Origin of the sequence: Nocardia africana NBRC 100379, from assembly GCF_001612635.1 — a bacterium.
Lineage (GTDB): Bacteria > Actinomycetota > Actinomycetes > Mycobacteriales > Mycobacteriaceae > Nocardia > Nocardia africana.
In genome coordinates this window covers 38,638-63,979 of sequence record NZ_BDAV01000024.1, presented here as the reverse complement: position 1 = coordinate 63,979, position 25,342 = coordinate 38,638, and the positions used below count along the sequence as shown (strand labels likewise).

At 68.7% G+C, this 25,342-nt stretch carries 22 protein-coding genes and 1 tRNA gene; 16 read left to right on the top strand and 7 right to left on the bottom strand.

Going from position 1 to position 25,342, the window contains the following annotated elements:
- Window positions 1-13 precede the first annotated feature (13 nt).
- The 6 genes from thiO (at window position 14) to NA3_RS32495 (ending at window position 5,375) form a co-directional block, all read left to right on the top strand.
- A complete protein-coding gene (gene thiO, locus NA3_RS32520; protein WP_062968305.1) occupies window positions 14-1,108 on the top strand; it encodes a glycine oxidase ThiO in 1,095 nt (364 codons plus the stop codon).
- The gene (gene thiS, locus NA3_RS32515) at window positions 1,105-1,341 is read left to right on the top strand and encodes a sulfur carrier protein ThiS (protein ID WP_062968274.1); all 237 of its coding nucleotides are present in this window, start codon (window positions 1,105-1,107) and stop codon (window positions 1,339-1,341) included. Before thiO ends, thiS begins: the two co-directional genes overlap by 4 nt.
- Before the next feature lies 1 nt (window position 1,342).
- Window positions 1,343-2,119 carry a thiazole synthase gene (locus NA3_RS32510; protein ID WP_062968272.1) on the top strand — a complete coding sequence of 259 codons (777 nt, stop codon included), beginning with the start codon at window positions 1,343-1,345 and terminating at the stop codon, window positions 2,117-2,119.
- Window positions 2,120-2,253: 134 nt separating this feature from the next.
- Window positions 2,254-3,219, top strand: a complete 966-nt coding sequence (locus tag NA3_RS32505; RefSeq protein WP_062968270.1) for an ABC transporter ATP-binding protein — start codon at window positions 2,254-2,256, stop codon at window positions 3,217-3,219.
- The gene (locus NA3_RS32500; protein WP_062968268.1) at window positions 3,219-3,980 is read left to right on the top strand and encodes an ABC transporter permease; all 762 of its coding nucleotides are present in this window, start codon (window positions 3,219-3,221) and stop codon (window positions 3,978-3,980) included. The genes NA3_RS32505 and NA3_RS32500 overlap by 1 nt, the downstream gene beginning before the upstream one ends.
- Before the next feature lie 546 nt (window positions 3,981-4,526).
- Window positions 4,527-5,375 (top strand): adenylate/guanylate cyclase domain-containing protein, encoded by an 849-nt coding sequence (locus NA3_RS32495; RefSeq protein WP_439956200.1) that lies wholly within the window; start codon window positions 4,527-4,529, stop codon window positions 5,373-5,375.
- A 12-nt stretch (window positions 5,376-5,387) separates the two neighbouring features.
- On the opposite strand, the gene NA3_RS37865 is transcribed toward NA3_RS32495, so the two are convergent.
- Window positions 5,388-5,540: a CG2302 family histidine operon protein gene (locus tag NA3_RS37865; protein ID WP_167355072.1), complete on the bottom strand. Its 153-nt coding sequence runs from the start codon at window positions 5,538-5,540 to the stop codon at window positions 5,388-5,390.
- A gap of 267 nt (window positions 5,541-5,807) precedes the next feature.
- On the opposite strand from NA3_RS37865, the gene NA3_RS32490 reads away from it, so the two are divergent.
- The 9 genes from NA3_RS32490 to NA3_RS32455 all read left to right on the top strand — a co-directional run bounded on the left by NA3_RS32490 (window position 5,808) and on the right by NA3_RS32455 (window position 15,397).
- Entirely contained in the window at window positions 5,808-7,523 is a 1,716-nt protein-coding gene (locus tag NA3_RS32490) for an acyclic terpene utilization AtuA family protein (RefSeq protein ID WP_062968266.1), read from the top strand.
- Window positions 7,520-8,671: an acyl-CoA dehydrogenase family protein gene (locus NA3_RS32485; RefSeq protein ID WP_227995586.1), complete on the top strand. Its 1,152-nt coding sequence runs from the start codon at window positions 7,520-7,522 to the stop codon at window positions 8,669-8,671. Before NA3_RS32490 ends, NA3_RS32485 begins: the two co-directional genes overlap by 4 nt.
- Window positions 8,668-10,272, top strand: coding sequence for an acyl-CoA carboxylase subunit beta (locus NA3_RS32480; RefSeq protein ID WP_062968261.1), 1,605 nt, complete (start codon window positions 8,668-8,670; stop codon window positions 10,270-10,272). Before NA3_RS32485 ends, NA3_RS32480 begins: the two co-directional genes overlap by 4 nt.
- Window positions 10,273-10,280: 8 nt before the next feature.
- On the top strand, window positions 10,281-12,302 hold the full coding sequence (locus NA3_RS32475) for an acetyl/propionyl/methylcrotonyl-CoA carboxylase subunit alpha (RefSeq protein WP_062968259.1): 2,022 nt from the start codon (window positions 10,281-10,283) through the stop codon (window positions 12,300-12,302).
- A gap of 23 nt (window positions 12,303-12,325) precedes the next feature.
- Window positions 12,326-13,486 carry an acyl-CoA dehydrogenase family protein gene (locus NA3_RS32470; protein ID WP_062968303.1) on the top strand — a complete coding sequence of 387 codons (1,161 nt, stop codon included), beginning with the start codon at window positions 12,326-12,328 and terminating at the stop codon, window positions 13,484-13,486.
- Window positions 13,487-13,563: 77 nt separating this feature from the next.
- Window positions 13,564-14,379 (top strand): enoyl-CoA hydratase family protein, encoded by an 816-nt coding sequence (locus NA3_RS32465; protein ID WP_062968301.1) that lies wholly within the window; start codon window positions 13,564-13,566, stop codon window positions 14,377-14,379.
- A 7-nt stretch (window positions 14,380-14,386) separates the two neighbouring features.
- Complete coding sequence (locus tag NA3_RS32460) at window positions 14,387-15,001, top strand: TetR/AcrR family transcriptional regulator (RefSeq protein ID WP_062968258.1); 615 nt, start codon at window positions 14,387-14,389, stop codon at window positions 14,999-15,001.
- Window positions 15,002-15,100: 99 nt separating this feature from the next.
- Window positions 15,101-15,238 (top strand): hypothetical protein, encoded by a 138-nt coding sequence (locus NA3_RS37860; RefSeq protein WP_167355071.1) that lies wholly within the window; start codon window positions 15,101-15,103, stop codon window positions 15,236-15,238.
- A gap of 86 nt (window positions 15,239-15,324) precedes the next feature.
- A tRNA-Glu gene (locus tag NA3_RS32455) sits at window positions 15,325-15,397 on the top strand.
- Between the two features lie 70 nt (window positions 15,398-15,467).
- Here the strand turns inward: NA3_RS32455 and NA3_RS32450 are convergent.
- The 4 genes from NA3_RS32450 to NA3_RS32435 form a co-directional block, all read right to left on the bottom strand.
- Window positions 15,468-17,426, bottom strand: a complete 1,959-nt coding sequence (locus NA3_RS32450; RefSeq protein ID WP_372464291.1) for a glycosyltransferase family 39 protein — start codon at window positions 17,424-17,426, stop codon at window positions 15,468-15,470.
- Window positions 17,423-18,679: a bifunctional glycosyltransferase family 2/GtrA family protein gene (locus NA3_RS32445; RefSeq protein ID WP_062968299.1), complete on the bottom strand. Its 1,257-nt coding sequence runs from the start codon at window positions 18,677-18,679 to the stop codon at window positions 17,423-17,425. The genes NA3_RS32450 and NA3_RS32445 overlap by 4 nt, the downstream gene beginning before the upstream one ends.
- Window positions 18,680-18,791: 112 nt before the next feature.
- Window positions 18,792-19,637 (bottom strand): bifunctional hydroxymethylpyrimidine kinase/phosphomethylpyrimidine kinase, encoded by an 846-nt coding sequence (thiD, locus tag NA3_RS32440; RefSeq protein WP_062968254.1) that lies wholly within the window; start codon window positions 19,635-19,637, stop codon window positions 18,792-18,794.
- A gap of 44 nt (window positions 19,638-19,681) precedes the next feature.
- A complete protein-coding gene (locus tag NA3_RS32435) occupies window positions 19,682-20,815 on the bottom strand; it encodes an epoxide hydrolase family protein (protein WP_062968252.1) in 1,134 nt (377 codons plus the stop codon).
- Between the two features lie 86 nt (window positions 20,816-20,901).
- Here NA3_RS32435 and NA3_RS32430 point away from each other — a divergent pair, with 86 nt between their 5' ends.
- Window positions 20,902-21,549, top strand: coding sequence for a TetR/AcrR family transcriptional regulator (locus tag NA3_RS32430; protein ID WP_062968250.1), 648 nt, complete (start codon window positions 20,902-20,904; stop codon window positions 21,547-21,549).
- A gap of 127 nt (window positions 21,550-21,676) precedes the next feature.
- Here NA3_RS32430 and thiC read toward each other — a convergent pair whose 3' ends face one another.
- The gene (gene thiC, locus NA3_RS32425; protein ID WP_062968248.1) at window positions 21,677-23,308 is read right to left on the bottom strand and encodes a phosphomethylpyrimidine synthase ThiC; all 1,632 of its coding nucleotides are present in this window, start codon (window positions 23,306-23,308) and stop codon (window positions 21,677-21,679) included.
- Between the two features lie 182 nt (window positions 23,309-23,490).
- A complete protein-coding gene (locus tag NA3_RS32420) occupies window positions 23,491-25,284 on the bottom strand; it encodes an AMP-dependent synthetase/ligase (RefSeq protein ID WP_062968247.1) in 1,794 nt (597 codons plus the stop codon).
- Between the last annotated feature and the right edge of the window lie 58 nt (window positions 25,285-25,342).

Below are 25,342 nucleotides of genomic sequence, written 5' to 3'. Positions count from 1 at the left end.
GCGAGGTGGAGTGATGCGAAGTCTGGCCGTCGTGGGTGGGGGCGTGATCGGTCTGGCGGTGGCCTGGCGGGCCGCCGAACAGGGCTGGTCGGTGACGATGTTCGATCCCGCCGTGGGCTCCGGCGCGTCCTGGGTCGCGGGCGGCATGCTCGCCCCGCTCTCGGAGGGCTGGCCCGGCGAGGACGACCTGCTCGAATTCGGCGCGGCATCGCTGCGGCGCTGGCCGGAATTCGGCGCGCGGCTGCGGGACGCCACCGGGGTGGACGTCTTCGTGGCCGAACAGACCCTCACCCTCGCGCTGGACGCGGCCGATGCCGCCGACCTGCGCACGATCGCCGACTTCTGCGGCACCCACGGATATCCGATGCGCGTGCTCGACCGGGCCGGGGTCCGCGCGACCGAGGCCGGGCTGTCGCGTACCGTCCGGGCCGGCCTGCTCGCCGTGGACGAACCGGCGGTGGACAACCGTCTGCTCCTCGACGCCCTGCGTCGCGGTTGTGAACAGGCCGGTGTGCACATCGAGCCCGTGCCGGTGGCGGCTGTGGACGAACTCGACCACGACCGGGTCGTGCTGGCCGCGGGTTCGGCGAGTGCCCGGCTGTGGGATCTGCCGGTGCGGCCGGTCAAGGGCGAGATCCTGCGGTTGCGCCGGCGCCCGGGCACTCCGCCGCCGCCCTCCTCGGTGATCCGCGCGCGGGTGCACGGCCGGCCGGTCTATCTGGTCCCGCGGGCCGACGGCCTGGTGGTCGGCGCAACCCAGTACGAGGCCGGATTCGACACCACCGTGACCGTCGCGGGGGTCCGGGACCTGATCGCCGACGCGGAGGCGGTGTGGCCGGCCCTCGGCGACTACGAACTGGCTGAGGCCGCCGCGGGCGGGCGTCCCGGCACCCCCGACAATCTGCCGCTGATCGGGTGGCTCTCGGATCGGGTGATCGCCGCCACCGGGCACGGCCGCAACGGCATCCTCGGCGTACCCATCACCGTCGACGCGGTGGCGGCGCTGCTGGCCGGGGACGTCCTCACCGAGGCGAAGGCCGCCGATCCACACCGCTTCGACCTCGCCGAAACCGCTACTCCCGCATCATCATCAGGAGGTAACCAGTGACCGCGCAACCGAGTTCCGCGTCCCCATCGATCCCCATCGGCGTCACGGTGAACGGCACCGAACACGTCTTCGCGGAGCCGCTCACCGTCCGGGACCTGCTCGAGCGTCTCGAACTGCCGTGCCGCGGTATCGCGCTGGCGGTCGACGGCGCGCTGTTCCCGAAGTCGCGGTGGGACGAGCCGGTGGGCCGGGGCTGGGAGATCGAGGTCCTGACGGCGGTGCAGGGTGGCTGACATGCCGGGTATCGAACCGTTACCGGCCGAGCCGCTGCGGATCGCCGATCGGGAATTCGGCTCCCGGCTGATCATGGGCACCGGCGGGGCGGAGAATCTGGCGGTGCTCGAGGAGGCGCTGGTCGCCTCCGGCACCGAATTGACCACGGTCGCCATGCGCCGCATCGACGCCGCGGGCGGAACGGGCGTGCTCGACCTGCTCAAACGCCTCGACATCGCCCCGCTGCCCAATACCGCCGGTTGCCGTACCGCGGCCGAGGCGGTGCTCACCGCACAGCTGGCCCGCGAGGCGCTGGAGACCGATTGGGTGAAACTCGAGGTCATCGCCGACGAACGCACGCTGCTGCCGGACGCCATCGAATTGGTCTCGGCCGCAGAGCAATTGGTCGACGACGGCTTCGTGGTGCTGCCCTACACCACCGACGATCCGGTCCTCGCGCGACGCTTGGAGGACGCCGGTTGCGCCGCGGTGATGCCGCTCGGTTCGCCGATCGGCACCGGCCTGGGCATCGGCAATCCGCACAATATCGAGATGATCGTCGAGGCCGCCGGGGTTCCGGTCGTGCTCGACGCCGGGATCGGCACGGCGAGCGACGCGGCGCTGGCGATGGAACTCGGCTGTTCTGCCGTGTTGCTGGCCACCGCCGTCACCCGTGCCCGGCATCCGGCCCGGATGGCGAGGGCGATGGCCGCCGCCGTGCAGGCCGGTCATCTGGCCCGCCACGCCGGGCGCATCCCCAAGCGGTTCTGGGCTCAGGCCTCCTCGCCCGCGGTGTGAACACGGGGATGTCCCCAGGTCGCGGCTGGGGGACCCCACCGGGACCCTAGGGGTCCCCCTCATCCTCGAGGATGACCGGACTCGCGACCTCTGAGCGATGGTCGCGTGCCGATTTCTCGGGAAGACTGGTGCCCATGATCGAATGCAGAGGTCTTACCAAGCGCTTCGGTGCGACCGTTGCCGTCGAGAACCTGTCGTTCACGGTCACACCCGGCAAGGTGACCGGGTTCCTCGGCCCGAACGGCGCCGGGAAGTCGACCACCATGCGGATGATCCTCGGTCTGGATCAGCCCACGGCCGGGACGGCGTTCATCCAGGGCAAGCGCTACCGCGAGCTGGATCATCCGCTGCGCACGGTCGGAGCCCTGCTGGATGCCAAGTGGGTCCATCCGAACCGGTCGGCTCGTTCGCATCTGCGCTGGATGGCCGCCACCAACGACATTCCGGTCAGCCGGGTGGAAGAGGTGCTGCGGCTGGTGGGCCTGACCGAGGTCGCCAACAAGAAGGCCGGCGGCTTCTCGCTCGGCATGTCGCAGCGGCTCGGCCTGGCCGGGGCGCTGCTCGGTGATCCGCCGGTACTGCTGTTCGATGAACCGGTCAACGGCCTGGACCCCGAGGGCATTCTGTGGATCCGGCGGTTCATGCAGCGGCTGGCCGCCGAGGGGCGCACCGTGCTGGTGTCGAGCCATCTGCTGTCGGAAATGGCGCAGACCGCCGACCATCTGGTCGTGATCGGGCGCGGCAGGCTGATCGCCGACACCGACACCAAGGATTTCATCGCGAAGTCGTCGGAATCGACCGTCCGGGTGCGCAGTCCGCAACTGGACGAGCTGCGCAGCCTGCTCACCTCGAACGGGATGACCGTGCGCGAGGACGGCAGCGCGGCCGACCGGGAAGGGGCGATCGACACCGCCCCCGCACTGGTGGTGGTCGGGGAAACCAGCGACGCGATCGGCAAATTGGCGGGCGCGAACGGCATCACGCTGTATGAGCTTGCGCCGCAACAGGCTTCGCTCGAGGAGGCGTTCATGCGGATGACCGGAGGTGCGGTGCAGTACCACGGTGCGGGCATCGAACAGGCGATGGGAGGTGCGCTCTGATGGGTGTCGTCACCGCGGAGCGGATCAAACTCACCTCGACTCGGTCGCCATGGTGGTGTTCGGCGATCGTCGTGGCGCTGGGCCTGGGCATGGCCGCGCTGTTCGCGGCCGTTTCGCGGGCGAGTATGGGCCACGAGAACCAAACCACCCTGACCACCGCCGGCGCCACGGTCGGTGTCTCCGGATTCGGCGTGATGGTCCTGATGATCATGGCCGCCCTCACCGTGACCAGTGAATACCGCTTCGGCATCATCCGGACCACCTTCCAGGCGACCCCGAACCGATGGCTGGTCCTCACCACCAAAGCCCTGCTGACCGGCGCCTACGCGGCGGTGCTGACCTTCGTGCTGGGCCTGCTGGCCTATCTCATCGCGAAACCGCTGGCCGGCGATGCGGGGCGGCAGATGAGCCTGAGTTCGGACGCCGATTGGCGCGCGCTCTACGGACTGGCGATCTACGCCTTCCTGGCGGTGGTCCTGTCGGTCGGCATCGGCGCCCTGGTGCGGCAGTCCGCCGCGGCGATCTCGCTGATCGTGTTGTGGCCCTTGCTGATCGAGACGCTGCTCGGTAGTTTCGGCAGCTTCGGCCGCAGCGTGCAGCCGTTCCTGCCCTTCGCCAACATCAACCGATTCCTCGGCGACGACAACTCCTCCGCGGCGCACTGGCACTGGGGGCCGTGGGGCGGACTGATCTACTTCGTCGTCTTCGTGGCGATCGTCTTCGGCGCCGCGCTGATCGTGGTCGACCGCCGCGACGCCTGATCCACAATTTCATACCTGCCCGCTCCCGGGCGTTCACCCTCGCGAAGCCCGGGAACGGGAGGGCGGTCCTGTCGGGGGACTGCTATCTCGGTCACAGCCGCCACTGCCCGGCGAATGTGACGATCACCGGCCCGATGTGCAGCCGTTTCGCGCTGTGCATCGGGCCGGTGTGCTGTGTGCAACGCCTTCGTTAACAGCGCCGCCGGACCTTCCGCGTGGAAGAGCCGATGGGTAACATCGGCCGGGCAACCAGCACGTTATCCATCGGCGGACCCAGCGCTGTGCCCGCTCCGTCCGATAGAGAGGTGGCAGGTGGCGATCATTGGCTACGCTCGGGATGTGAGCGAAAGACCTTCCGGTGACGGCGAAAACGCGTCCCGCGCAGCCCGTCCCGGAAATGCGCGAAACCGGACGGGTGGTTCGGGGTCGCGTCGCAACGGCACCGCCGGTCGGCGGGGAACAAGGGGGGCCGATGCCGACACGGTGCTGCCGGTCGACGCGCCCGAGGCCGGCGCCGAATCCGATCTCGACTCGGAGGTCGAGATCGTGATTCCGCTCACGCCGGCCGGCGAGGCGCAATCTCGGCTACGGTCGTTCGGCCGGCGCCGAACCGATCAGCTGTCCTCGCTGATGGCCGCGGCCAATCAGCGGGCCGACGTCATCGGTGTGATTCGCAAGGCGCGCGAGAGCTTGCCCGGCGATCCGGCATTCGGTGACCCGCTGTCGCTGTCCGGCCCCGGCGGCGCGCGGGCGGTGGCCCGCGCGGCCGACAAGATCGTGGGCGACAACCCCAGCGCCGCCAAGGAGCTGGGTCTGGGCGCGCTGCAGGTCTGGCAGGCGATGCTGGAGCGGGTCGGCCGCGGTAAGGGCAGTGCGGAGATCACGGTGGTGTTCACCGACCTGGTGGCATTCTCCCGATGGTCGCTGTCGGCCGGTGACGAGGCGACGCTGGAGTTGTTGCGGCGGGTGGCGCGAGCCATCGAACCGCCGATCGTCGATCGCGGCGGTCAGGTCGTCAAGCGCATGGGTGACGGGGTGATGGCGGTATTCGCCTCCCCGGACAGCGCGGTGCGTGCGGTCCTGACCGCGAAGAAGAATCTGGACCGGGTCGAGGTGGCGGGATATCGCCCGCGCATGCGGGCGGGCCTGCACACGGGTACGCCGCGCGAGATAGGCGGCGACTGGCTGGGGGTGGACGTCACCATCGCCGCGCGGGTGATGGAGGCCGGCGGCAACGGCAACACGATGATCTCGGAGACCACGCTCGAAGCGCTGGAGCCGAGCACCCTGAAGGAGCTCGAGGTCGCGGCCAAGCCCTATCGGCGCAGCATGTTCGCCGCACCGCTCAACGGCGTTCCGGAGGGGATGCGCATCTTCCGCCTCGCCGGCGACTAGGCGCCGGGCGGTCTACCACCAGGTGACCACGCCGACGACCGCGAGGACCGCGCAGGCGCCCAGCATCACCGACAGCACCCGGGAGTTCTTCCACATGGTGAAGGCGCCGCCGACCAGGAATCCGGCCACGGCCAGCAGGAGTACGACGATCACGGAATTGGACACCCTGCCATCTTGCCCGGCGGCTCGCGAGCACCGGACACCGGCCGGTTCCCTCGGTTCGCGATAGCGGCCGGGTGGGCCGGTGGACCGGCTCGCGGTAGCCCGATCGGCCCTGTTCGGACGGGTCGAGGCGCGGCGCGCCGCTTCTACCTGCGGCTTTCGCAATTAACAAGCACGCAGGCTTGATTTTTTCTGGACCCGATGTGACGCTGGAACCCGACGCAGCGGAGCCGCTGCGGCAGGCACGTCGCATGAGGAGGCGCCGCGCAGATGACGAGTCTCGGCGCCGACCCGGAGGTCCTCCAGGTCGGCAACTGTTCCGGCTTCTACGGCGACCGGTTGAGCGCGATGCGCGAGATGCTCGAGGGCGGGCAACTCGACGTGCTCACCGGTGACTATCTCGCCGAACTGACCATGCTGATCCTCGGCCGCGACCGGATGAAGGATCCGGCCCTCGGCTATGCCAAGACCTTCGTGCGCCAACTCGAGGACTGCCTCGGCCTGGCCCTCGACCGCGGCGTGCGCATCGTCGCGAACGCGGGCGGACTCAATCCGGCCGGATTGGCGCAGCGGGTCGCCGAGGTGGCCGACAAGCTCGGCGTCACACCGAAGATCGCCTACGTCGAGGGTGACGACCTGCTTCCGCGCGCGCAGGAACTGGGCTTGGGCGCACCGCTCACCGCCAACGCCTACCTCGGCGCGTGGGGTATCGCCGAGGCGCTGAACGCAGGGGCCGATATCGTCGTCACCGGACGGGTGACCGACGCCTCCGTGGTGGTCGGGCCGGCGGCCGCCCACTTCGGCTGGGCCCGAGACGATTTCGACGCACTGGCGGGTGCGGTGGTCGCCGGGCACGTCATCGAATGCGGCACCCAGGCCACCGGCGGCAACTTCGCGTTCTTCACCGAGATCGAGAATCTCGACCGTCCCGGCTTCCCGATCGCCGAGGTACGCCGCGACGGCAGCAGCGTCATCACCAAACACGCGAACACCGGTGGCGCGGTCACCGTCGACACCGTCGAAGCGCAGCTGATGTACGAGATCCAGAGCGCGCGCTACGCCGGTCCCGATGTCACCGCCCGCCTCGACAGCATCCGGCTCGCCGCCGACGGCGCCGACCGCGTGCTGATCAGCGGCGTGACCGGTGAGGCGCCGCCGCCGCGGCTGAAGGTCTCGCTGAACACCCTGGGCGGCTTCCGCAACGAGATGACCTTCGTCCTCACCGGACTCGACATCGAGGCCAAAGCCGCACTGGCGCAGCGGCAATTGGAGAGCTGGCTGCCGGTGCGCCCGGCCGAACTCGACTGGTCGCTGTCACGGCTGGACCGTCCCGATGCCGAGACCGAGGAACAGGCCAGCGCCCTGCTGCGCTGCGTGGTCCGCGACCCCGATCCCAACAAGGTGGGACGCGCATTCTCCAGTGTCGCAGTCGAATTGGCGCTGGCCAGCTATCCCGGTTTCACCATGACCACGCCGCCCGGAAACGGTGCGCCCTACGGCGTCTACACCGCGGGCTACGTCGATGCTGCCGAGGTCGCGCACACCGCCGTACTGCCCGACGGCTCGCGCGTGGCGATCGCCCCGCCCGCGCAGAGCCGGGAACTGGACGAGGTGGCCGAACCGGAGCTGCCGCAGCCCCTGCCGGCCGGTGAAACCCGCCGTGTCCCACTCGGTTCCATCGCTCTCGCCCGCAGCGGCGACAAGGGTGGAAACGCCAATATCGGGGTCTGGGTGCGCACCGACGACCAGTGGCGCTGGCTGGTGCACACCCTCACCGTCGACACGCTGCGGGCGCTGCTGCCGGAGACCGCGAAGCTCACCGTCACCCGGCACGTCCTGCCGAATCTGCGAGCGGTGAACTTCATCGTCGAGGACCTGCTCGGCCTCGGCGTCGCCTACCAGGCCAGATTCGATCCACAAGCCAAGGGACTCGGCGAATGGCTGCGATCCCGCCACCTCGACATACCCGTGGAGTTACTACCGTGACCAGTGTCTGGGAGACGCCCGAGCGGCGTGAATTACGCGCTACCGTACGAGGTTTCGCCGAGCGTGAGGTGCTGCCCTTTCTGGACGAGTGGGAGCGCGCCGGCGAGATCCCCCGCGAACTGCACAAGAAGGCGGGTGCGCTCGGACTGCTCGGCATCCAGTTTCCGGAGGCGGTCGGCGGCGCGGGCGGAGACGGAATCGACGCCGCCATCGTGGCCGAGGAGATGCACTACGCCGGCTGCTCGGGCGGACTGTTCGCTTCCCTGTTCACCTGCGGTATCGCGGTGCCGCACATGGCCGCGTCCGGCAATGCGGAGCTGATCGAACGCTGGGTGAAGCCCACCCTGGCGGGGGAGAAGATCGGCTCACTGGCCATCACCGAACCCGGCGGCGGTTCCGACGTCGGCCACCTCACCACCAGCGCGGTGCGCGACGGCGACGACTACGTGGTCAACGGATCGAAGACCTTCATCACCTCCGGGGTGCGAGCCGACTACGTGGTGACCGCTGTGCGCACGGGCGGCCCCGGCGCTTCCGGTGTCTCGCTGCTGCTGGTCGAGAAGGACCGGCCGGGATTCACGGTCAGCCGCAAACTGGAGAAGATGGGCTGGCTGGCCTCCGATACCGCCGAACTGTCCTATGTCGACGTGCGGGTGCCGGTGTCGAATCTGGTGGGCGCCGAGAATTCCGGATTCGCCCAGATCGCACAGGCTTTCGTGAGCGAGCGGGTGGGGCTGGCGGTGCAGGCCTACGGGCATGCGCAGCGCTGCCTGGATCTGACCCTGCAGTGGTGCCGCGACCGCGAGACCTTCGGACGTCCGCTCATCAGCCGGCAGGCGGTGCAGAACACGCTGTCGGAGATGGCCCGCCGAATCGACGTCGCTCGCGTGTACACCCGGCACGTGGCCGAACGCGCGGCGGCCGGGGAAACCGATCTGATCGCCGAGGTCTGCTTCGCCAAGAACACCGCGGTGGAGACCGCGGAATGGGTTGCCCACCAAGCGGTTCAGCTGTTCGGCGGCCTGGGCTACATGCGCGAATCCGAGGTGGAGCGCCACTACCGCGACGTGCGCATCCTCGGTATCGGCGGCGGCACCAACGAAATCCTGACCAGCCTCGCGGCCAAGCGATTGGGGTACCAATCTTGAGCACTCTCCGTACAGCCATCGACCCGAATTCGGCGGACTACCGCGCCGCCGCCGACGCCATGACCGAGAAACTGGCCGAGGTCGAGGACGAATACGCCAAGAACATCGCGGGCGGTGGCCCGGACAAGATGGCGCGGCACCGCAAGCGCGGCAAGCTCACCGCGCGCGAGCGCATCGAACTGCTCATCGACGAGGATTCGCCGTTCCTCGAGCTGGCGCCGCTGGCCGCCTGGGGCAGCGAATTCCATGTGGGCGCCTCGGTGATCGCGGGCATCGGCATCGTCGAGGGCGTCGAATGCATGATCGTGGCCCCCGATCCGACCGTGCGCGGCGGCACGTCGAATCCGTGGACGCTGCGCAAGAACCTGCGCATGAACGACATCGCGCTGGAGAACCGGCTCCCGGTGATCGGCCTGGTGGAGTCCGGCGGCGCCGACCTGCCGACGCAGAAGGAGGTGTTCGTCCCGGGCGGTCGCATGTTCCGCGACCTCACCCGGCTCTCGGCGGCCGGAATCCCCACCATCGCTCTGGTTTTCGGCAACTCCACCGCGGGCGGCGCCTACATTCCCGGCATGTCCGACTACACCGTCATGATCAAGGAACGCTCCAAGGTGTTCCTCGGCGGTCCGCCGCTGGTCAAGATGGCGACGGGTGAGGAGTCCGACGACGAATCGCTCGGTGGCGCCGACATGCACGCCCGCACGTCGGGCCTGGCCGACTATCTCGCCGCCGACGAACAGGACGCCATCCGGATCGGCCGGTCGATCGTGCGCCGGCTGAACTGGCGCAAGACCGGTCCCGCCCCGCGTCCGCCCGCCGAGGTGATCGAACCGCTCTACGATTCCGAGGAACTGCTCGGCATCGTGCCCACCGACCTGAAGATTCCGTTCGACCCGCGCGAGGTCATCGCCCGGGTGGTGGACGGATCCGACTTCGACGAATTCAAACCGCTCTACGGCTCCAGCCTGGTGACGGGCTGGGCGGAGCTGCACGGCTATCCGGTCGGCATTCTCGCCAACGCCCGCGGTGTGCTCTTCTCCGAGGAGGCGCAGAAGGCCGCGCAGTTCATCCAGCTGGCCAATCAGTCGAACACCCCACTGCTGTTCCTGCACAACACCACCGGCTACATGGTGGGTAAGGAATACGAGCAGAAGGGCATCATCAAACACGGCGCGATGATGATCAACGCCGTCTCCAATTCGAAGGTGCCGCACATCTCGCTGCTGATGGGCGCCTCCTACGGGGCCGGGCACTACGGCATGTGCGGGCGCGCCTACGATCCGCGCTTCGTCTTCGCCTGGCCCAGCGCCAAATCCGCGGTGATGGGCGGTGCGCAGCTGGCGGGCGTGATCTCCATCGTGGGCCGGGCCGCCGCCGAGGCGCGCGGCCAGGCCTTCAACGAAGAGGCCGACAAGGGCATGCGCGCGATGATCGAGGCCCAGATCGAGGCCGAATCGCTGCCGATGTTCATGTCGGGCCGGCTCTACGACGACGGCGTGATCGACCCCCGCGACACCCGCACGGTATTGGGAATGGCGTTGTCGGCCATCCACAATGCCCCGATCAAGGGCGCCGAGGGCTTCGGCGTCTTCCGGATGTGAGGTCTGAGATGACAGTAGGGCCGATCACGAACGTTCTGGTCGCCAACCGCGGGGAGATCGCCCGGCGCGTCTTCGCGACGTGCCGGCGCATGGGTATCGCCACGACCGCGGTGTATTCCGACGCCGATGCGAACGCGCCGCATGTGGCCGAGGCCGACGCGGCGATCCGGCTGCCCGGCAACACCCCCGCCGAGACCTACCTGCGCGGCGATCTGATCATCGAGGCCGCCCGTGCCGCGGGTGCCGATGCGATTCATCCCGGCTACGGATTCCTCTCCGAGAACGCGGACTTCGCTCGCCGGGTGATCGATGCCGGCTTGGCGTGGGTGGGCCCGCCGGTCGCGGCCATCGAGCAGATGGGTTCGAAGGTCGAATCCAAGAAGATGATGGACGCCGCGGGTGTCCCGGTACTGGCCGAACTGGATCCGGACGAGGTCACCGAGGACCTGCTGCCCGTGCTGATCAAGGCCTCCGCCGGTGGTGGCGGGCGCGGTATGCGGGTGGTGCGTTCCCTGGCGGAACTTCCGGATCAGCTCGAGGCCGCGCGGCGCGAGGCGGAATCGGCCTTCGGCGATCCGACGGTGTTCTGCGAGCGCTACCTGGAAACCGGCCGCCATATCGAGGTGCAGGTGATGGCCGATACCCACGGCCGGGTCTGGGCGGTGGGCGAGCGCGAATGCTCGATTCAGCGCCGGCACCAGAAGGTGGTGGAGGAAGCACCGTCGCCGCTGGTGGAGCGAATCGCGCCCATGCGGGAGCGGTTGTTCGAGGCGGCTCGGCTCGCCTCCGAGGCGATCGGCTACGAGGGGGCGGGCACGGTCGAATTCCTCGCCGACGAACAGGGCGATTTCTTCTTCCTGGAGATGAACACCCGCCTGCAGGTGGAACATCCGGTCACCGAATGCACCACCGGCCTGGATCTGGTCCGGCTGCAATTGCAGGTGGCGCAGGGCCACCGGCTGCCGCCGGAACCGCCGCCGATGCGCGGCCACTCCATCGAGGTGCGGCTGTACGCGGAGGATCCGGCGCACGATTGGCAGCCGCAGAGCGGTGCGGTGCATCGCATCGAATTCGCGCCCGGCACAGCAGAATTCACCGTCCTGACCGAGCCCGGTCTGCGGCTGGACTCCGGTGTGGTGGACGGTTCGGCGGTCGGGGTGTTCTACGACCCGATGCTGGCCAAGGTCATCTCCTACGCCGACACCCGCGAGGAGGCGGCGCATCTGCTGGCGACCGCGTTGCAGCGGGCCCGCATTCACGGTCTGGTCACCAACCGTGACCTGCTGGTGCGGGTGCTGCGGCATCCGGCCTTCCTCGCCGGTGACACCGATACCGCGTTCTTCGCCACCCACGGACTGGACAACCTCGCGGCACCGCTGGTTTCGGCCGGCGACGAGGCGCTGTCCATCGTCGCCGCGGCGCTGGCGGACGCGGCCGCCAATCGAGCGCGAGCGCGCGTCGGCGCGGCGCTGCCCAGCGGATGGCGCAATCTGCCCTCGCAGCCGCAGAGCAAGTCCTATGAGAGCCGGGTGACGGGCACGCACGAGGTGCGCTACCGCCTCGGCCGCACCGGACTCGAGGTCGAGGGCCACGAGGGGCTCGAACTGATCGAGGCCACACCGGAGGTCGTGGTGCTCGGTGTGCCCGGCGAGCGTGGCTCGGTGCGGCGGCGGTTCGAGGTCGCGCGCTACGGCGATCTGGTGGCCGTCGATTCGCCGCTGGGCCCGGTCGCGGTGCGCCGGCTTCCGCGCTTCTCCGACCCGGCCGACCAGGTCGCCGAGGGCTCGTTGCTGGCGCCGATGCCGGGTTCGGTGATCCGGCTGGGCGCCGAGGTCGGCGCCGCCGTCGAGAAGGGACAGCCGATTCTCTGGCTCGAGGCCATGAAGATGGAACACACCATCGCCGCCCCGGCGGCCGGTGTGCTCACCGAGCTGAATGTCGTTGCGGGACAACAGGTCGACGTCGGCGCCGTGCTCGCGGTCGTCCATTCCGAAGCCACCGCCGCACCGGCCGACGTCAGCGCCGGATAGCCGCCCACTACAGGAGAATGTCCATGAGTTTCATCGAAACCGACGAACAGAAGCAGCTGCGGGCGGCCGTCGCCAAGCTCGCCGCGAAGTACAACTACCGCGACTACGTCTCCGCGAAGGCGCGCCGCAACGAACCGCTGGACGAATTGTGGGACGAGGCGGGCAAACTCGGCTTCCTCGGCGTGAACCTGCCGGAGGAGTACGGCGGCGGTGGCGCCGGAATCTACGAGCTGGCGCTGGTGATGGAGGAACTGGCCGCCCAGGGCGCGGGCCTGCTGCTGATGGTGGTCTCGCCCGCGATCTGCGGCACCATCATCACCAAATACGGCACCGAGGAGCAGAAGCGGTACTGGCTGACCCGGCTGGCCGACGGCTCGTCGAAGATGGTGTTCGGCATCACCGAACCCGATGCCGGCTCCAACTCGCACAACATCACGACCACCGCGCGCCGCGACGGCGGCGACTGGATCCTGAACGGCCGCAAGATCTTCATCTCCGGTGTGGATCAGGCCGAGGCGGTGCTGATCGTCTCGCGCACCGAGGATTCCAAGACCGGCAAGCTGAAGCCGGCGCTGTTCATCGTCCCGACCGATACTCCCGGCTTCGAGAAGAACCGCCAGGAGATGGACATCATCGAGCCGGACAACCAGTTCACGCTGTTCCTCGACGATGTGCGACTGCCCGGTAGCGCGCTGGTGGGCCAGGAGGATGCGGCGATCGCGCAGCTGTTCGCCGGCCTGAACCCCGAGCGCATCATGGGTGCGGCGATGGCGGTCGGCATGGGCCGCTACGCCATCGACCGGGCGGTCGAATACGCCCGCGAGCGCCAGGTCTGGAAGACGCCGATCGCGGCGCACCAGGGCATTTCGCATCCGCTGGCCCAGGTGAAGATCGAACTCGAACTGGCCAAGCTGATGATGCAGAAGGCCGCCGTCCTCTACGATTCCGGCGACGACTTCGGTGCCGCGGAGGCAGCCAATATGGCGAAATACGCTGCGGCGGAGGCGAGTATCAAGGCCCTGGATCAGTCCATCCAGACACACGGTGGCTCGGGCCTGACCGCGGATATCGGTCTCGCGGGCATGCTCGGCGCGGCCCGGATCGCGCGGGTGGCGCCGGTGAGCCGGGAGATGATCCTGAACTTCGTCTCCCAGCACTCGCTGGGCCTGCCGAAGTCGTACTGAGTCCCGACCGGCCGGGCCGCCCGTGCGCGGCCCGGCCGGCGGAAAACCGATCCCGCACCGGACGAGGAGGAATGCACGTGAGCGAAACCACCGGCACCGATACCGGTTCCGAAACCGGCGGCACCGAAACGCCTTTCGTGCGCTACGACGTGCGCGACGGCTTCGCGGTGCTCACGCTGGATTCACCGCACAATCGGAATGCGTTGTCCTCGAAGCTGGTCCGGGAACTGCTCGACGGACTGCGCAAGGCCGGCGCCGACGAGCAGGCCCGCGGGGTGATCCTCACCCACACCGGCAATACCTTCTGCGCCGGCGCGGACCTCAAGGAGGCGCTCGACGCCGATCCGGCCGCGGCCGCCGATATCCGCACCCGGTGGATGATCGACGTGCTGCGCGGCATCGTGGAACTGCACAAGCCGGTGGTCGCGCAGGTCGACGGCAATGTGCGCGCGGGTGGAATGGGCATCGTCGGCGCCTGCGATATCGCGGTCGCCGGACCGTCGAGCAGTTTCGCGCTCACCGAGGCGCGGCTGGGCCTGGCGCCGTTCATGATCTCGCTCACACTGCTGCCGCGGATGACCTCCCGCGCCGCCGCTCGCTACTACCAGACGGGGGAAACCTTCGACGCGGCCGAGGCGGAGCGGATCGGATTGATCACCGTCGCCGCCGCCGATGCCGCCGCCGAGGTGGCCCGCCTGTGCGGGGAACTGCGCAAGGGGTCCCCGCAGGGGCTGGCCGAAAGTAAGCGGCTGGTGAATGCGTCCCTCGTGGCAGAATTCGATCGCACCGCCGATGAGCTGGCCAAACGCTCGGGAAGTTTCTTCGGCACGCCCGAGGTGATCGAGGGGATGACGGCCTTCTTCCAGCGCCGCCCACCCAGCTGGGCAGAATGAACCGATCATGACCGCATCGCACGAACCCAAGCAGGACCGCAGCCGGGCCACCCGTCAGCGATTGCTCGAGGCGACCATCGACTGTCTGGCCGAAATGGGCTGGGCGGCGGCCACTGTCGCGGTGGTCGCCGAACGGGCCGGGGTCTCGCGCGGGGCGGCCCAACATCACTTCCCCACCCGGGAGGATCTGATCACCGCCGCCCTCGAGTACATGTTCGACACCCGGATGGCGCAGTCCAAGGCCGAGGCGGCGGCCGTGACCGAGGTGGCGCAGGGCGTCGGCCGCACCGAGGCGGTGGTGGCGCAGCTGGTCGAGTCCTATACGACTCCGCTGTTCAAGGCGGCGCTGCAGGTGTGGACGCACGCCGCGGCGGATCCGGTGTTGCGCGAACGCATCGTGCCGCTCGAGGCGCACTTCGGCCGGGTTTCGCATCGCCTGGCCGTCGAGGCGCTCGGCGTCGACGACTCCGACCCGGTGGCCCACCACCTCGTGCAGGCCACCCTCGACATGGCACGCGGCCTGGGCCTGGCCGACGTCCTCACCGACGACTCGGTCCGTCGCAAGCAGATCGTGCACCAATGGGCGGTGACCCTGCACATGGGCCTGCACACCCCGCACTGACACACGCCGCACGACACACCGCCCGCCGGTGGGAACAGCGGTTCGCCGCGTTACCGTAAGCGGGCACATGCACCAGATATCGAGCGAGGGGAATCGATCATGGATTCGGGTTCTGCGGCAGCTCTGGAAGGTATTCGGCAGGGGTATCTCAACGGCGACCCGGTGGCGACCGCGCTGTTCATCCCGCTGTTCTTCATCGCCGGAATCTTCGGACTCATCCAGGGCAAGCCGTTCTGAGACCGACGGTAGGTGAACACCGGATTTGGTGCCGCCGCCCGGGACCGATAAGCTGACCGGGCTCCGGTTCCCGGAGCGAAGTTCTCGGCCCCGTCGTCTAGCGGCCTAGGACGCCGCCCTCTCAAGGCGGTAGCGCGGGTTCAAATCCCGTCGGGGCTACAACCACGCCATGCCCGCCCTCTTCGAGGGCGGGCATCGTCGTTTCCGAGGGCAACTGTCGCCGGCGCGCTCACCGCGGGGCGGTCAGGTCGTAGATCGTCACCCCGTCCACGTTCTGTGCGGTGAAGTGATTACGCACCCAGGCGGTGATCCGCACGGCCGTCGAATCCTCCGCACCGTCGCCCGGTCCGCGATCCGCACCGTCGACGAAGTAGTGGATGTCGAGCGCCGCCACGTGGTCGCGGAACTGATCCAGGGTCGGGGAGGGATCGCTGCCGTTGAATCCGCCGATCGCCATCACCGGCAATTGGGTGGCGAGCTGATATCCGGCCGCCCGATTCGAGCTCACGGTCGCCGCGACCCATTCGTAGGCTTCGCCGTCGCGGTCCAGCAGGGCGGTCAACGTCTCGCTCGGCGTGCTGACCTGCATCGCGTTGCCGCCGGGGTTGTCGCGACCCCAGGGGCCCACAGCGAGACCGCCCGCCCGGCCGCCGTGGTCGCCGGCCCGTCCGAAACCCTCGGCGCCCGAGCTCTGCTCCCACGGCATCCGCATACCCGCGGGAAATCGCATGGGCATCCTGGGCCCGGCACTGGGAATGGGCCCGGTATGCGCGGTCGCGAGGGTGTCGACGGTATAGGCGAGCGGCCCCGCGGCACCGGCCAGGCCCGCGGCGATCGCCAGCGCGACAGCGATCCGCCGCGGCGCCGGAAACAGCAGTGCGACGGTCACCGCGATCCCACCGGCGAGCACCGGCCATCGCAGCCACGGCACGAAGTCGAGGTTGCGCGACAACAACATCCACGCCGTGGCGGTCGTCGTCGCCATCGTCACCGCCGCGACCATACGGACCCAGAACCGTTCCCGATGCCGCCACAGCATCGTGACGCCCGCGCCGACGAGTGCCGCGATCGCCGGGGCCAGCGCCACCGTGTAGTACTGGTGGAAGATGCCCCGCATGAAGCTGAACACCAGGGCGGTCACCACCAGCCAGCCGCCCCACAGCACGAGCGCGGCGCGCTGGTGATCGGTGCGAGATGCTCTGCCGCGCAGCACTATTGCCGCGACGAGCAGGATCAGCGCGGCCGGGAGCAGCCAGGCGATCTGTCCGCCCTGGGCCGGCTGGAACAACCGGGTCATCCCGCTTTCACCCCGGAACCCGCCGCCGGGCGGACCGAGGCTGCCGACCTCGTCGCCGTTCAGCCGGCCCAGGCCGTTGTATCCGAAGGTCAGCTCCAGCACCGAATTATGCTGGGACCCACCGAAATACGGCCGAGAATCGACCGGCCACACTTCGGCGAGCAGAATCCACCAGCCGGCGGCGGCGACCATGGCCGCCGCCGCGGCGCCCAGCTGCGCGACCCGCGTGCCCAAGCGCGGCGGGCCGGCGATCAGGTAGGTGGCCGCGAGCGCGGGCACCACCAGCAGCACCTGCAATTGCTTCGCCAGGAAGCCGAATCCGACGAAGGCGCCGCACAGGACGAGCCACCGCAGCCGCCCGTCCTCGAGGGCGCGCGTCATCGCCCAGCATGCCGCCACCATCAGCAGGACCAGCAGCGCATCCGGATTGTCGAACCGGAACATCAGTGCCGCCACCGGTGTCACGCCCAGCACCGTGCCCGCGAGCAGTCCGGCCACCGGCCCGAACGGCCGGCGCAGGGTCGCCCACAGCAACGCGACCGCGCCCACGCCCATCAGCACCTGCGGCACCAGCAGGCTCCAACTGGACAGCCCGAACGCCCGGACCGCCAGATCCATCGGCCACAGGGCGGCCGGGGTCTTGTCCACGGTGATCGCGTTCGCGGCATCCGAGGAACCGAAGAGAAACGCCTTCCACGACACCGAACCTGCCTGTGCCGCAGCGGCGTAGAAGGCGTTCGCCCACCCGTTGGCACTCAGATTGCACAGGTAGGCGATGGTTGTCGTGAGCAGGAGGACGGTCAGCGCCGGCCGCTCCCACCGGTGCCGGTCCGCGGCCGGTGGTGCGGCCGATGCGGTCGGAGACATCGGCCGGAGGAGGGTTGTGGTCACCGCGTTTCCGTCGGGGCCGGTGCCGTCGCGATGTCCTCGACGCCGCTGCCGGCGACCGCGTTGCGAAAGACCCAGCGCAGTCCCACGAATCGGGTCAGCGTCGCCACCAGATTCGCGACCACCAGCACCAGCAGTTCCACGTGCACGGACGCGTCCGGCGCCCAGCGGTGCAGGGCGAACAGCGAACCACTGGTCAGCACCCAGGCGAAGGCGAAGATCAGCAGGCCCTGGAAGTGGTGGGAGACCGCGTTGCCCGAGCCGCGCACGCCGAAGGTGAAGGCGCGGTTCGCCGCGGTGTTGGCGACCGCGGTGAGCAGCAGGGCGGCGAAGTTCGCGGGCTGGGCGCCCACCACGGCCTGCAACATCACGTACAGGAGCATGTAGGCCAGGGTGGAGAGCACACCGATGATGCCGAAGCGCACCAGCTGCCCGACCATGCCCAGCGGCACCCCGTCCACCAGCGGTTCCCGCCCGATGGCGGCGCGCAGTTCGTTGATCGGCAGGGCGCCGGTGGCCAGGCCCCGGCCCACCCGCCACACACCGAGCAGATCCTTGCGGGCGGTGTCGACGATGTCCACGCGGCTGTCCGGATCGTCGATCCAGTCCACCGGCACCTCGTGGATGCGCAGCCCGGCGCGTTCGGCGATCACCAGCAGTTCGGTGTCGAAGAACCATTCCCCGTCCTCGACCAGTGGCAGGATCCGGCGCGCCACATCGGTGCGCATCGCCTTGAATCCGCACTGGGCGTCGGAGAACCGGGCCTGCAGCGAGGCCCGCAGAATCAGGTTGTAGCAGCGGGAGATGATCTCGCGCTTGGGCCCGCGCACCACGCGCGAGGATTTCGCCAGCCGGGTGCCGATCGCCAGATCGGAATGTCCGGAGACCAGCGGGGCGACCAGCGGCAGCAGCGCGTTGAGGTCGGTGGACAGGTCGACGTCCATATACGCGACGACCTGCGCCTTCGAGGCCTCCCACACCGCGCGCAGCGCGCGCCCGCGGCCCTTGCGGTCGAGGTGTACGACCTCGACCTCGGGCAGTTCGTCGGCGAGTCGGTGCGCCACGGCGAGCGTGGAGTCGGTGGACGCGTTGTCCGCCACCGTGATTCGGGTCGAGAACGGAAATCCGTCACGCAGGAAGGCGTGCAGCCGGCGGACGCATCCGGCGAGATCGCGCTCCTCGTTGTACACCGGGATCACGACCTCGAGCACCGGTGTGCGCGTCGGGTCGGGGGTGGTGGCCGCCTGGGACGCCATCGCTGTCTCGGTCATGATCCCAATCTCGGGGATCAGCCTTGGGCAGCGCTGCGTCCGACCTGTGAGCTTCCTGGGAGCGCGCCGGTCCGTCCGGCCTGGTCGTCAGGCGAATTCAGTGCTCGCGCAGCCGCCATAGCGGTGAGACCGGACCGTGGCCGGCGCCGAGGTCGTAGGCATCCTTCAGACAGCGCGTGGTCCATTCCTTGGCGAAGGCCACCGCCTCGGGCACCTGGTAGCCGTGGGCCAGGGCGCACGCGGAGGCGGCGGCCAGGGTGTCGCCGCCGCCGTGATCGTTACCGGTCGTGATGCGGGGCGCGGTGAGCTCATGGAAGCGGTCGCCGTCGAACAGCAGGTCGGTGCTGAATTCGGAGGAGCGCAGATGCCCGCCCTTGACGACGGCCCAGCGCGGGCCGAGTGCGATCAGCGCCTCGGCCGCCTTGCGGGCGGTGCGGTCGTCGGTGACGGCGATGCCCGTGAGCAGCCGCACCTCGTCCAGATTCGGGGTCACCAGCGTGGCGTGCGGAATGAGGACCGAGCGCAGCGCGTCCAGGGCTTCCGCGTGCAGCAGCGGGTCGCCGTGCATGGAGGCAGCCACCGGGTCGACCACCAGCGGTACCGTGCCGTCGCGTCCGATCCCCACCTCGTCGCAGACCTGCGCCACCGCCTCGATGATGGCGGTCGAGGCCAGCATCCCGGTCTTGGCCGCCGCGACCCCGATATCGCCCGTCACCGCCCGCACCTGATCGGCGACGGTCTGCGGCGGAATCTCGTGAAATCCGCTGACACCCACCGAGTTCTGCACTGTCACCGCGGCCACCGCCACGCAGGCGTGCACCCCCAGCAGCGCCATGGTCCGCGAATCGGCTTGAATTCCGGCCCCGCCTCCGGAGTCGGTTCCGGCGATCGTCAGGACCCGGACCGGCGTAGCGCCCGGCTCCGGTAACGGCAGCAGTTTCACGCCACGACCCTACGACGCGGCGGTCGCGGGGTCGTGGCGCGGGCTCACCGCACCTGCGCGAAGAACTGCCGGATATCGCCGACCAGCACCTCCGGCGCCTCGTGCGCGGCGTAATGTCCGGCCGCGTCGTTGGGGCCGCCGATCACCGAGCCCGAATCGTAGGAATTCCAGCTCACGATGTTCTTGTGGTCGCGCTCGGCGAATCGGCGGATCGACCGGAAATCGCCGGCGAACATGGCCAGCGCGGTCGGGGTGGTGGTCGGCTCGGCGGGATGCGCGGTGGCGTGGGCGTTCTCGTAGTAGAAGCGGATCGAGGAGGCCGCGGTGCCCGTCAACCAGTACAGCGCGATATTGCCGATCACGAATTCCGGATCGAGGCTTTCGCCGAAAAGCTGTGCGTTCCAGCCCAACAGCCCCAGCGGAGAGTCGCTGAGCGCATAGGCCAGTGTCTGCGGTTGCTGGCTGCACAGGATGTTGAACGCCATCTTGTTGTCCTGGAACCACTGCAGGTGGGCCAGCGCACCCAGGTCCTCCTCGGACAGTCCCTCGAATTCCGCCGGATCGCCGGAGGGGAAGGAGAACAACTGGGTCACGTGGACCCCCACGACGCGATCACCGGCCAGCCGGCCGATCTCCGGGGAGATCATCGATCCGCCGTCGTTGCCGATCGCGCCGAAGCGCTGGTAGCCGAGCCGGTCCATCAACTCCACCCAGGCGCGGGCCGTGCGCTGGGTGTCCCAGCCGGTGCTGCGGGTGGGGCCGGAGAAGCCGAAACCCGGCAGGGAGGGCACGACCACGTGAAAGGCCGGATGGTCGGTCGATTCCGGTTCGGTGAGGGCCTCGATCACGTCCACGTACTCCAGCACCGAACCGGGCCAGCCGTGGGTGAGGATCACCGGCAGAGCGTCCGGCCGCGACGAGCGGACGTGCAGGAAGTGAATATCCTCGCCGTCGATGTCGATGCGGAACTGCGGATAGGCATTCAACCGCGCTTCCGTTGCCCGCCAATCGAATTCGTTCAGCCAGTACTCGGCCAGCGCGCGCACCCGATCGCCCGGCACACCGTAGGCGTCGCCGACGCCGGGCAGCTCGTCCGGCCACAGCGCCCGGCGCAGCCGATCGGTGAGGTCGTCGAGGCGGTCCTGCGGAATGTCGATGCGGAACGGGCGGATGGTCATGATCGTCTCCCTCTGGAACGGAATGTTTCGTTCTGTTAGAACCGTATCAGAACGGATCATTCCGTTTCAAGTGCTACGCTGAATCCATGCCGAAATCAGCCGACGCCCCAGCTCACCAGGCGCTTCCCGGCCGCAAGGCGCAGGCCGCGCGCAACGACGGGATCATCCTCGACGCCGCCCGAGCGGTCTTCCTCGCCGATGCGACCGCGCCGATCTCGGCCGTCGCCGAACGGGCCGGGGTGGGGATCAGCGCGCTGTATCGCCGCTATCCGAGCAAGGAAGCGCTGCTGCGCACGCTCTGCTACCAGGGGCTGTGCCGCTACAACGCCGAGGGCGAGGCCGCGCTGGAGTTGCCGGCGGAGGCGGACGTGCTGGCCGAATTCCTGCGCCGGGTCGTCGACGCCGATGTGCATTCACTGACCGTGCGACTGGCCGGCACATTCACACCGGACGAATCGTTCGCGCCTCAGGTGCGGCGCTCCGCGGAACTGAACGAGGAAATCCTTCGCCGGGCACGGGTTTCCGGCAGCGTGCGCGACGGCGTGACGATCGCCGACCTCGCCCTGGTGCTGGAGGCCTGCGCGGCGATCGTCCTCCCCGATCCCGCTCGAACGACCCAACTGCGCCACCGCATGCTCGCCCTGCTGCTCGACGGTCTGCGCACTCCCGGCGAACTCCCGGGCCCCGCACCGCAACCCGACGATTTCGCCGCGCGCTGGCAGCCCCGGAAGTAGCGGCGGCGCTGCGGCCTTGTGACCGGCTCCCGGGACATCTGCGGCGCCGACGCGCGCCCTGGCGGCGGGCGGGCGTCGGCGCGCGCAGCGCAACGGCCTAACCGTTACGGCACAACAGCTTTCGCTGTCAGGACACGACCGGCAGGTAGACCTTGCCACCGGCCTCGGCGAATTCGGCCGACTTCTCGGCCATACCGGCCTCGATCGCCTCCACGTCGGTGAGCCCCTGCTTCTCCGCGTACTCGCGTACGTCGGCGGAGATCCGCATCGAGCAGAACTTCGGGCCGCACATCGAGCAGAAGTGCGCGGTCTTGGCCGGTTCGGCGGGCAGCGTTTCGTCGTGGTACTCCCGCGCGGTGTCGGGATCCAGCGACAGCGCGAACTGGTCGTGCCAGCGGAATTCGAAGCGCGCCTTGGACAATGCGTCGTCGCGTTCCTGCGCCCGCGGATGCCCCTTGGCGAGATCGGCCGAATGCGCGGCGATCTTGTAGGTGATCACGCCGGTCTTCACATCGTCGCGATCGGGCAGCCCCAGATGTTCCTTCGGGGTGACGTAGCAGAGCATCGCGGTGCCGGCCTGCGCGATGATCGCCGCGCCGATCGCCGAGGTGATGTGGTCGTAGGCCGGTGCGATATCGGTGGCGAGCGGGCCCAGGGTGTAGAAGGGCGCCTCCTCGCACAGCTCCTCCTCCAGCCGCACGTTCTCCACGATCTTGTGCATCGGGACGTGGCCGGGGCCCTCGATCATCACCTGCACGCCATGGGATTTCGCGATCTTGGTCAGTTCGCCGAGCGTGCGCAGTTCGGCGAACTGCGCCTCGTCGTTGGCGTCGGCGATGGAACCGGGCCGCAACCCGTCGCCGAGGGAGAAGGTGATGTCGTACTTCGCGAGGATCTCGCACAGCTCCGCGAAGTTCGTGTACAGGAACGATTCCTGGTGATGGGCCAGACACCACGCCGCCATGATCGAACCGCCGCGCGAGACGATGCCGGTGACGCGCTTGGCGGTCAGCGGGACGTACCGCAGCAGTACCCCGGCATGTACGGTCATGTAGTCCACGCCCTGCTCGGCCTGCTCGATCACGGTGTCGCGATAGATTTCCCAGGTCAGCTTGGTCGGATCGCCGTTCACCTTCTCCAGCGCCTGATAGATCGGCACGGTGCCGACCGGTACCGGCGAATTCCGCAGGATCCACTCGCGGGTCTCGTGGATGTTCTTACCGGTGGACAGATCCATGATGGTGTCGGCGCCCCAGCGGGTGGCCCACACCATCTTCTCCACCTCTTCGGCGATCGAGGAGGTGACCGCGGAGTTGCCGATGTTGGCGTTGATCTTCACCGCGAACTTCTTGCCGATGATCATCGGCTCGCATTCGGGGTGGTTGTGGTTGGCGGGGATCACGGCGCGGCCGGCGGCCACCTCGTCGCGAACCAGTTCCGGCGAAACACCTTCGCGCGCAGCGATATAGCGCATCTCGGCGGTGATCGCCCCGGCTCTGGCCCAGGCCAGCTGCGTACGAGGGCCCGGCACGTCCGGCGTGGTCCAGCCGGCGCGGAGCTTCGGCAGTCCGGCCTCCAGGTCGATCGTCGCCGAATCGTCGGTGTACGGGCCGGAGGTGTCGTAGACGTCGAAGTGTTCGCCGTTGGTCAGGTTGATCCGGCGGACCGGGATGCGCAACGTCGTCCCGTCGGCGTCGATTTCCTCGTAGTGCTTTGCGCTGCCCGCAATGGGGCCGGTGGTGACATGGTTCGACGACATGTGAGCTCAATCCTCCCTACGCCGGCATTACCCGGTCAGGTTCGTACGGTCGACGGCCCTGAACCGCCCGAATGGGCTAGCCGTCCTCTCAGCCCGCTGGTGCGAGCCCCCGTTGGCACGATGTGGTACCCGGCCGAGGGTACCGCGCGACGGTGGGGCGCGTCACTCGGCCGGGTCTTGTACTAGGACTTGTACAGCTCTTCGATCTCGTCGGCGAAATCGCGGAGGACCAGGTTGCGTTTGAGCTTCAGCGACGGCGTGATGTAGCCGTTGGCCTCGCTGAATTCGATCCGCAGGAGCCGGAACTTGCGGACCGATTCGGCCTGCGAGACGGCCCGGTTTCCTTCGTCGATCGCCTCCTGGACAGAGCTCAGCAGGTCGGGGTCGGAGTAGAGATCGGCGAGTGTGGCTTCGGCGGGCTTGCCGTGCAACTGCTTCCAGGTCGGGAGGTGCTCGGTGTCGATGGTCACCAGACAACTGACGAACGGCTTGCCGTCGCCCACGACCATGGCCTCGCCGATGATGGCGTGGGATCGGATGCGATCCTCGAGCACCGCGGGCGCGACGTTCTTGCCCCCCGCGGTCACGATGAGCTCCTTCTTACGGCCGGTGATCGTGAGGTAGCCCTCCGCATCGAGCGAGCCGACATCGCCGGTGGCGAACCAGCCGTCGCGGAAGGTGGCCTCGGTGGCGGCGGGATTGTGCCAGTAACCGGTGAACACGCTGGGTCCGCGGAGCAGGATCTCTCCGTCGTCGTCGATGCGCACCGCGCAGCCCGGCGCCGGCTGGCCGACGGTTCCGATCTTGGGCTGGTCGTCCGGGTTGAAGGTGATGGCTCCGGAGGTTTCGGTCAGGCCGTAGCCCTCCAGCACCGTGAAGCCGACTCCGCGGAAGAAGTGCCCCAGCCGTGCGCCGAGCGGAGCCCCGCCGGACAGGGCGTGCGTGGCCCGGCCCCCGAGGGCGGCACGCAACTTGCTGTAGAGCAGGCGGTCGAACAGCGCGTGTCGCACGCGCAGATGCCACGGGACGTGGCCCCGGTCGAGGGCGCGGCTGTAGGAGATCGCCGTCGCGGCGGCGACTTCGAAAATCCTGCCGCGGTGGGTCAATTGGGCCTGGCTGCGAGCACCGTTGTAGACCTTTTCGAAGACTCTGGGCACGCCGAGGATCAGCGTCGGCCGGAAAGTGCCCAGTTCGGCGGTGACGTCCTTGACATCGGCCACGTAGCCGATCTTGATGGGAACGAGTGTGGCGGCGATCTCCGCGATCCGGCCGAGCACGTGAGCCAGCGGCAGGAACAACAGGATCGACGACTCGCCGGTGCGGAACAGCTGCGGCAGCCGAGCGGTCGTGTTGCCCAGTTCGGCGAGCAGATTGCCATGGGTCAGCCCGCAGCCCTTCGGCCGGCCCGTGGTGCCGGAGGTGTAGACGATGGTGGCGAGTGAATCCGGGCCGACAGCGGACCGGCGCCGGTCCGGTTCGGCGTCGTCGATCTCGGTCCCGGCTCGAGTGAGAACGTCGACCGCGCCCGCCTCGATCTCCCAGATGTGGGCGAGATCGGGCACCTGTTCGTGGACCTTGTTCACGACCGCCGTATGCGCGTTCGTTTCGGTGACCACAGCGACGGCGCCTGAATCGGAGAGGATCCACTGCACCTGTTCCGCGGAGGATGTCGGATAGATCGGAACGCTGACCGCGCCCGCGCACCAGACCGCGAAATCGAACAGTGTCCACTCGTAGCGGGTGCTGGACATGATCGCTACGCGATCGCCGAGGCCGACACCTTCGGCGATCAGTCCTCGGGCGGTCGCTCGCACCTCGGCGAGGAATTGCGCGGCGGTCATGTCGTGCCACCGGCCGTCGCGTTTCAGGCCGATCACCCCGAGGTCGGGATGGAGTTCGGCATTGCGGTACACGAGGTCTCCGAGAGAGGCCTCGGCCGGCACGTCGTAGAGAGCCGGCAGGCTGAATTCGTGCATAACTGCTCCTGGTGGGCCGCGCTGCCGTTGGCTTGACCTGGCTGGATGAGATCGCACG

Bases quoted from the DNA above. Each gene is read 5' to 3' on its own strand.
- NA3_RS32510 (WP_062968272.1), top strand. From the start codon at position 1,343: ATGCCGGGTATCGAACCGTTACCGGCCGAGCCGCTGCGGATCGCCGAT.
- NA3_RS32505 (WP_062968270.1), top strand. From the start codon at position 2,254: ATGATCGAATGCAGAGGTCTTACCAAGCGCTTCGGTGCGACCGTTGCC.
- NA3_RS32500 (WP_062968268.1), top strand. From the start codon at position 3,219: ATGGGTGTCGTCACCGCGGAGCGGATCAAACTCACCTCGACTCGGTCG.
- NA3_RS32470 (WP_062968303.1), top strand. From the start codon at position 12,326: ATGAGTTTCATCGAAACCGACGAACAGAAGCAGCTGCGGGCGGCCGTC.
- thiC (WP_062968248.1), bottom strand. From the start codon at position 23,308: ATGTCGTCGAACCATGTCACCACCGGCCCCATTGCGGGCAGCGCAAAG.
- NA3_RS32490 (WP_062968266.1), top strand. From the start codon at position 5,808: ATGACGAGTCTCGGCGCCGACCCGGAGGTCCTCCAGGTCGGCAACTGT.
- thiO (WP_062968305.1), top strand. From the start codon at position 14: ATGCGAAGTCTGGCCGTCGTGGGTGGGGGCGTGATCGGTCTGGCGGTG.
- NA3_RS37860 (WP_167355071.1), top strand. From the start codon at position 15,101: ATGGATTCGGGTTCTGCGGCAGCTCTGGAAGGTATTCGGCAGGGGTAT.
- NA3_RS32475 (WP_062968259.1), top strand. From the start codon at position 10,281: ATGACAGTAGGGCCGATCACGAACGTTCTGGTCGCCAACCGCGGGGAG.
- NA3_RS32460 (WP_062968258.1), top strand. From the start codon at position 14,387: ATGACCGCATCGCACGAACCCAAGCAGGACCGCAGCCGGGCCACCCGT.
- NA3_RS32445 (WP_062968299.1), bottom strand. From the start codon at position 18,679: ATGGCGTCCCAGGCGGCCACCACCCCCGACCCGACGCGCACACCGGTG.
- NA3_RS32430 (WP_062968250.1), top strand. From the start codon at position 20,902: ATGCCGAAATCAGCCGACGCCCCAGCTCACCAGGCGCTTCCCGGCCGC.
- NA3_RS32435 (WP_062968252.1), bottom strand. From the start codon at position 20,815: ATGACCATCCGCCCGTTCCGCATCGACATTCCGCAGGACCGCCTCGAC.
- NA3_RS32420 (WP_062968247.1), bottom strand. From the start codon at position 25,284: ATGCACGAATTCAGCCTGCCGGCTCTCTACGACGTGCCGGCCGAGGCC.